The sequence below is a fragment of the Syntrophorhabdaceae bacterium genome (assembly GCA_035541755.1).
Classification (GTDB): domain Bacteria; phylum Desulfobacterota; class Syntrophorhabdia; order Syntrophorhabdales; family Syntrophorhabdaceae; genus PNOF01.
In genome coordinates this window covers 1-7,228 of record DATKMQ010000067.1, presented here as the reverse complement: position 1 = coordinate 7,228, position 7,228 = coordinate 1, and the positions used below count along the sequence as shown (strand labels likewise).

General features: G+C 50.6%; 6 protein-coding genes. All 6 read right to left on the bottom strand.

All coding sequences use genetic code 11. The features are described 5' to 3' along the window. Positions 1-253, bottom strand: a 253-nt coding sequence (locus tag VMT62_06235) for a hypothetical protein (protein ID HVN96008.1), incomplete at its 3' end; no start/stop codon positions are given. Positions 254-275: 22 nt separating this feature from the next. Continuing rightward, on the bottom strand, positions 276-3,434 hold the full coding sequence (locus VMT62_06230) for an efflux RND transporter permease subunit (protein HVN96007.1): 3,159 nt from the start codon (positions 3,432-3,434) through the stop codon (positions 276-278). A 91-nt stretch (positions 3,435-3,525) separates the two neighbouring features. After that, a complete protein-coding gene (locus VMT62_06225; GenBank protein HVN96006.1) occupies positions 3,526-4,710 on the bottom strand; it encodes an efflux RND transporter periplasmic adaptor subunit in 1,185 nt (394 codons plus the stop codon). 51 nt (positions 4,711-4,761) lie between these two features. Further along, the gene (locus VMT62_06220) at positions 4,762-6,168 is read right to left on the bottom strand and encodes a TolC family protein (protein ID HVN96005.1); all 1,407 of its coding nucleotides are present in this window, start codon (positions 6,166-6,168) and stop codon (positions 4,762-4,764) included. Beyond that, positions 6,158-6,739, bottom strand: coding sequence for a TetR/AcrR family transcriptional regulator (locus VMT62_06215; GenBank protein HVN96004.1), 582 nt, complete (start codon positions 6,737-6,739; stop codon positions 6,158-6,160). The genes VMT62_06220 and VMT62_06215 overlap by 11 nt, the downstream gene beginning before the upstream one ends. 66 nt (positions 6,740-6,805) lie before the next feature. After that, positions 6,806-7,228, bottom strand: a 423-nt coding sequence (locus VMT62_06210) for a nucleoside recognition domain-containing protein (protein HVN96003.1), incomplete at its 5' end; no start/stop codon positions are given.

The window sequence follows — 7,228 nt, the reverse complement described above, 5'->3', positions numbered from 1 at the left end:
TGCCGGTTTTCGGGTACCTGATTTTCAGGTCTTTTATAATACCCTTGATCGCAGCCACCTCTTCATCCTCTGTGACGATAGCGAGAACATTATTTCTTCCGGGCCAGAAATGGGTGCCGAGTTTCGGTTCCGTTTCATTGCCTTCTCCGAACGTTTCCTTCCATTTTGTATATCCCTTGACGTGCGCCTCCTTGAAGGCAGACATCATCACCTCATCGAACGCGTCGCTATAGACTATTATAAGCATTTTCATGTTCCCCACCTTCCTAAAAAGCTTAAGATGAACGCTCTGTGTCGCTCGGTGCTTTTTTGAATATCTTACCCTGAAGCGCATCAAAAAGGTCGTAGGCAACGGGAACCACTACGAGCGTGAGAAGAAGAGATGTGAGCAGCCCGCCGATAACGGCAATGGCCATGGGTGAGCGTGACTCGGCCCCTTCGCCGATACCGACGGCGATCGGCATCATGCCCATGATCATGGCAAACGTTGTCATGAGTATCGGTCTTAACCTCACCGGTCCCGCCTCCAGTATGGCATCCCTTCTGGAAAGCCCTCTTCCCCTCAGAACATTTGTGTAGTCTATGAGAAGAATGGCGTTCTTTTTGACGAGACCCATGAGCAGGATGAGACCGATAAAGCTGTATATGTTTAGAGTCTTTCCAAATATGAAGAGTGCGCCAAAGGCCCCCACGAACGAAAAAAGCATGGACAAAAGCACGGTGACAGGATGTATAAAGCTCTCGAACTGGGCCGCAAGTACCATGTATGCCATGATAATACCGAGCATTGCTGCAAACAGGAGGTTACGGAAGGATTCGGCCATGATATCGGCCTGTCCTTTATAACTGCCGCCATAGCCGGCGGTCAGAACGCCGGAGGATATTTTGTCGAGCTCGTTCTTTGCCTGGCCGAGGGGTTTTCCTTCGAGGTTTGCAAAGATTGTCCCGGCCCTTTGCCTATCCACCCTGTTGATGACACTCGAACCACCAGCTTCCTGGAGGGTGATCAGATTTGAAAGGCGTACGAGACGCCCGTCCTTTGCCCTCACGTAGATTTTACCGATATCATCGGGGTTTGTCCTATCTTCAGGATTGAGCCTCACCCTCACGTCATAACGTCTTCCCTTTGTTTCGTCTTTGAATTTGGTTATATCCACTTCCCCGCTAATCAAGAGATTGATCGTCTGCGCGATGGCGGAAACATCGACCCCGAGATCCGCCGCTTTGTCACGGTCGATGAAGACACGTATCTCCGGTTTACCCGTCTCGAGGTTCGTATCCACGTCAACAATACCGGATACTTTTGAAAACCGGTCCATGATCTCCTTGGTATATTTCTGGAGGTCGCTCAAATCCCTGCCACGGATGCTGTACTGGATGCCGACCTGCCTCTGCCCGCCTCCCAGCATGGAAGCGTCTTCCACGGAAGCCTTGAGTCCCGGTACTGCCCGTAACGACCTGCGAATCTCAGCCTTTATCTGGTTCTGGCTCCTGGAGCGTTTTGATTTGGGCACCAAATTTACCATCATGTTGGCTTTGTTTATCTCTTCGGTGCGGCCGCCGCCCTGATAGAAGAGGATAGTCGTTACCTCCGGGATTCTCCGTACGATTTCATCCGCCTTCTGACACATACGGTCAACCTCGTCTACCGAGTAATCGATAGGTGTAATCAGGCGGATAACGAAGCGGCTCTGGTCCTCCGAAGGGTTCATTTCCGTCCCGATAAAATTCGCCAGAACAATACTTCCCACAAAGATGCCTGCGGCCATGCCAATCACTTTTATCTTGTGATCGAGGGCCCACAGGAGAACACCCTTATATCGCTCCTCGAGCTTCTCATAGGCATATTCCAGCTTGTCCGAAGCAAGTTGCAGGAATTCATAGTACCTCACACGATGGAGAAGCCTCTTGAGCCTGTTATCCTGAGTACTTGTCGGAGCGGACCCCTGACCGCTCGGGTTATGCGGTTTGAGGAATAACGAGGACAGCATCGGGGTGAGCGTGAACGAAACGAACCACGATACCATAACCGCAAAAACAACGGTCAAACCGAATTGAAAGAAGAACCTTCCGATTATCCCTTTCATAAAGGCGACCGGGATAAAAATCACGATAATGGCGAGTGTGGTGGCAGAAACTGCAAGGCCTATCTCGGACGTGGCGAAGAAGGCCGCCTCTCTGGCGCTCATGCCATCCTCCATGTGTCTATGAATGTTCTCGATGACGATGATGGCGTCATCGATGAGGATGCCTATGGAAAGCGAAAGGGCAAGCATGGACATATTGTTGAAGGTAAAATTGAAGGCGTTCATAATCGCGAAGGTCGAGATGACCGAAGTGGGGATGGCGAGCGCGCTGATTATAGTGGTTCTTGCATTCTTGAGAAAGAGAAGCACGGCAAAGATTGCGAAGAAGCCCCCATAGAAAAGATGATGCTGGACTTCGCTGATGGAACGTTTGATGAAGTCCGACTGGTCGAACCCTATAGCCAGGTTCATGCCGTCCGGCAGGGTCTTTCCGATATTGATCAGTTCTTTCTTTACTCTGTCCACGACCTCGACCGTATTAGTTCCCGATTGTTTCTGTATCCCCAGACTCACCGAGCTCACGCCGTTGTACCGGGAGATGCTGCGCCTCTCATCCATTCCGTCTTCGGCCCGGCCCACGTCGCGTATCCTTACCACGGCCCCTTTATAACTGCCGACCACCATGTCGTTGAACTGTTGTATGGTGGGGAATTCACCCTTCACTTTAATCGAATACTCCTTGGTGTCGCTCTCGATTCTTCCGCCGGGGAGTTCAACATTCTGGCTTTTCAAGGCAGCCAGCACGTCCTGCGCCGTAACGCCGTAAGAATTCAATTTGCCGTTGTCGAGCCAGACTCTTGCCTGTCGGAGCCTCAGTCCGTACACGCGCACCGCGCCCACCCCGTTTATTTTTTCAAGCTGGTCCGTGAGCACTTCGTCTACATACGTCGAAAGATCCCTGACCGACTTCTTGCCGTAGAGGGCAAGATTCATGACCGGCGTGGCATCGGGATCAACCTTTTCAATGATTGGCTCATCGATATCATCGGGCAGTTTGGCCCTGATAATAGCAACCTTCTCGCGCACATCCTGAACCGCCATGTCGATATCACGTTCGAGCACAAATTCAATGGTAACGATGGACGCCCCCTCGGTGCTCGTTGATGTTATGGTTTTCACCCCGTTGATGGTGTTGACGGCCTCTTCGATCTTGTCGGTCACGTCGATGTCCATGATTTCGGAGCTCGCGCCCTTCAGGTGAGTTGTAATGCTGACGATAGGGAGATCGACTTTGGGGAAAAGGTCGACGCCGATATTAGGGTAGCTCACGGCCCCGAGTACAACAAGAACGAGAATAAGCATGGTGGCAAACACAGGTCTCTTTATGGATGTATCTGATAACCACATAAAAGTGTCCTTCCCGTAGGATTAGGCTGGCCGAAAAAACTTAAGGTACCCCGGCGTCACGAAATGGATCATTGCTGCGATTCAACCTTTTCTACCTGTCGATGCTTTTTGAGGGCACAGGCTTGCCCGCCGCTCGTGCGCTCTCTGAATGCTCGCTTCCTCGCGCACTCTCACCTTCCTGTGACTGTCCTTTGCCTTTCTGGATACTCACCCTGGCGCCGTCTGAAAGGTTCTGCTGACCGGCCACGACTACCTGTTCTCCGGCGTTTACTCCCTCTGGAATCTCCATCTCCTCGCCGTATTTATTGCCCAGTATTACAAACCTCTCCCTTGCTCTTTCCCCTTCCGCCACGAAAACGCGGGTCTTATCGGCTTCGTAGAGGATTGCCGTCACCGGTATCACGACAGTGTCTTTGGGCTCACCGGTATACAGAACAACCCGCGCGAAAAGACCTGGTTTCAATATACCCGCCTGATCCGGTATCAACGCTTCGATAAGGAGCGTTCTGGTTTTTTCTTCGAGACTGGGAAAGACTATACTCACTTTGCCCCTGAACTCTCTGTCAGGAAAAGAATCAACTTTTAAAACCACATCCTGTCCGACCTTCATCTTTCCCACATCGAGTTCGGACACGGAAAAACGCAGTTTCAACGGACTCGGCTGGATGAGGCTGAAAAGCCTGGTGCCGTTTTTTACGAAATCGCCCCGCGAGACCGTCTTTTCTTTCACTCTTGACGCGAGAGGCGCATATATTTTGGTTTTTTCAAGCTTCTGGTCCGCGATTGAAAGGGCTGCCTTGGCCCGGTCAACATCGGATTCAGCGAGCGTCAAACGCGTGGACACATCGTCAAATTGCTGCTTTGTGACAAGCTCTTCTTTATAGAGGGCCTCTTTCCGGGCAAATTCGATCTTCGCATTGGCAAAAGACGCCTCTGCCTGTTTAAGCGCGGCTTTTGCGCTCACCACACCCTGGCTGTATTCCACGTCATCGATGGTGGCAAGGAGCGTCCCTTTTGAAACTACGGCGCCCTCATCCACTCTCACCGTTTTAATGATGCCATCGATTTCTGCACCTATGGAAACTTCTTCAAAAGGATTAAGGGTGCCGGTCGCCTCAATGAAAGGCCGTAGCTTCTTCGTTTGCGCAGCCTGGACTGAAATATTCGTAACCTTCTCAGCCCTGACCTCCTTCTTCTTGCAGCCGCTTTCAAACGCAAGGGCTAAGACTAAGAGCGTGAGGCATGCGGCTTGTAGACATCGTACCGTTTTTTTCATGGTGTCGCGGTCTCCCTGGCTATCTTGAAATGAGTGCGTTTTCTTCACCAGTTACTGGGCCGTATTCTGTTTCGCGTATTCCCCTGCTATTGATTTAAGGAGGGTACCGGTGACCCGTTTGAGTTTTGTAATCGATTGCTGATAATTGTACAAAGCCTGTATTAACTGTGTCTGTGCTGTGACGAGCACGGTGTTTGCGTCCATGACATCGATGCTCTGTGCAAGGCCGAAATCAAACTGTTTGGAAACCGCGTTATAATTGTCCGAGGCAAAGGCGTACTGGTCCCCCAAAGACTTGAGGATACCTTTTTGTGTGATATAATCGAGATACGCGTTCTCCACATCCACGGCTATCGTCTTCTTCAGATCTATGAGGGCGTATTGTGCCTGCCTTTCCCGGGCCAACGCCTCCTGTATCTCGGCGCGCCGGAGACCCCCTTCAAAGAAAGGGAAATTGAGACGAACCGCGCCATAGAAATTTTCCCGGATGAGGTTCGGCGTTTCCGGGGTTTGGTAATTGTAGATGTAGGCGCCTTCCAGTGATAACGTCGGCCAATCGGCTCCCCGTGCGAACCGGACTTGCTCGGTGGCGATGTTCTTCTGTATGGTGAGCGATTTCACCTCGGCACGCTCCTTCGAGGCAAGATCCTTTAAACAGTCGAGTGACAACGATGCGCAATCTACAACAACCGGTTCCCTGCTTTCTTCCCTCACGCTGCTTAACTCTGAAAATCCTGATTTGTAGACGTCGTAGATATCGAAATCCTCCTCGATCCCCACGGTTCTTTGCAAAACCGTTTTTGCCGATTTGAGCAAGTTAACTGCCCTGATCAAATCGGACTGAGCGCCGGAGAGCTCAGCTTCGGCCCTTAACAGGGCGGTTTTGGTCACTTCCCCTATTGTCAACCTGGTTTGAGCCGCCTCACGGTATTTCTGCAATCTGTCCACGTTCTGTTGTGAGATTTCCACAAACTTGCGTGCCTTGAGTGTATCGTAGTACGCGCCGGTCACGTTCAATATGTAAGTTTCTCTGGCCGAGAAGAGGTCTTGTCTACTCTTATCAATACTGTCTCGCGAGACTTGAAATGCCGTGATCTCTCTCCCCGCCGTAGACAGAGACTGATCGAGACGCACGCTCCAGTAGGAGGATTGCGCCGGCTGTATCAGGACGTTCGTATCCGAAGTTACTATGTTCTTATTACTCGTCGCACTACCAACCCCTGAAAGCCTCGGGAAGAGCGCAGACATTGCCCTATCCTTCTCTTTCTGCGATATAAAGAGGTCTTCCTCTGAAATCTTTATTCTTTCCGAACGTTCAAGAGCAATACGGTACAGGTCCTCAAGCGTATATTCCACGGCCGAAGCGCTCGTGCACAGACCGAGGATCATAATAGCTGCACAGATAAACCCTGTTTTCGTGGCATTCTTTCTGAGAAATGTTCCGCTTTTATGGCTCATCTCTTGTTAAAAGGCCCTCCATAAGAAGTCCGGTACACGCCTCAGCCGAAAAAAGATTATCGGGATCGACTATCATGGAAAGAAAGAAACCGCGCAATACACCCATGACGATTTTGGCCTGTTCCCTGGGGTTGCATTTAGAAAAATAGCCCGATTCCATGCCCTCTCGAATAATCGCCTCGATAAACCTTCTCTGCGTTACGAAGAAATCTTTCTTAAGTTCAATCCCGAAGGCAAATCCCCTGCTCACGGTGTTCGCGAGAATCAGTTCCTTATGTTTCTTTGTATATTCGATACAGATCCTTATGTACGTCCGTATAGCCTGTACCGGATCCGCTGAGTTGCTGATGGCTGCTTTGAGCTCTTTTAGGAGCCCGTCGAATTGCAGTTTCATCATGGTAAGGCCAAGCTCTTCTTTGTTCTTGAAATGAAGATAAAGCCCCCCGACGCTCATATCCGCTTTTTGTGCAATCATCCTCATGCTCGATCCCTCGTACCCGTTTTCAGAAAACAATTTACGGGCAACATCGAGGATGATTCGTTTCGTATCTTCCCCTGAACGTTTGTTCATGTGAACTGGTGTTCAATGTAACTGATTTGTTATATAGTGTCAACAGAAATAAATCGGTGAAATCTCTTATACTGCAAGGGCAAGCGCCAACCGGTAAGCGACCGTGGCCAAGGCGTATGAAAGCACAAGCATAAAAGCGAACGAGGCCAAAGACCATCTGGTGCTCCCCATCTCCTGCTTCATGACGGTGATCGTGGGGACACAGGGAATAAAGAGCATGAGGATGACGAGAAAGGAGACAGCCGATGCATGGCTTATAGCGTGCGACAGAACGCTTATCAAGCCCTGATCGCCCACGTTGTAAAGCACTCCAAGCGTGGCTATGGAATTTTCCTTGGCGATGACACTTGACAGCAAGGCTACCATCATCCTCCAATCAAGCCCGATGGGAACGCCGATAGGCGCAAGCAGTCGACCGATCCATGCAAGCATGCTTTGCTCAATTGTCCCACCGGGAATGTTGGACATGATCCATAACACGATGGAACA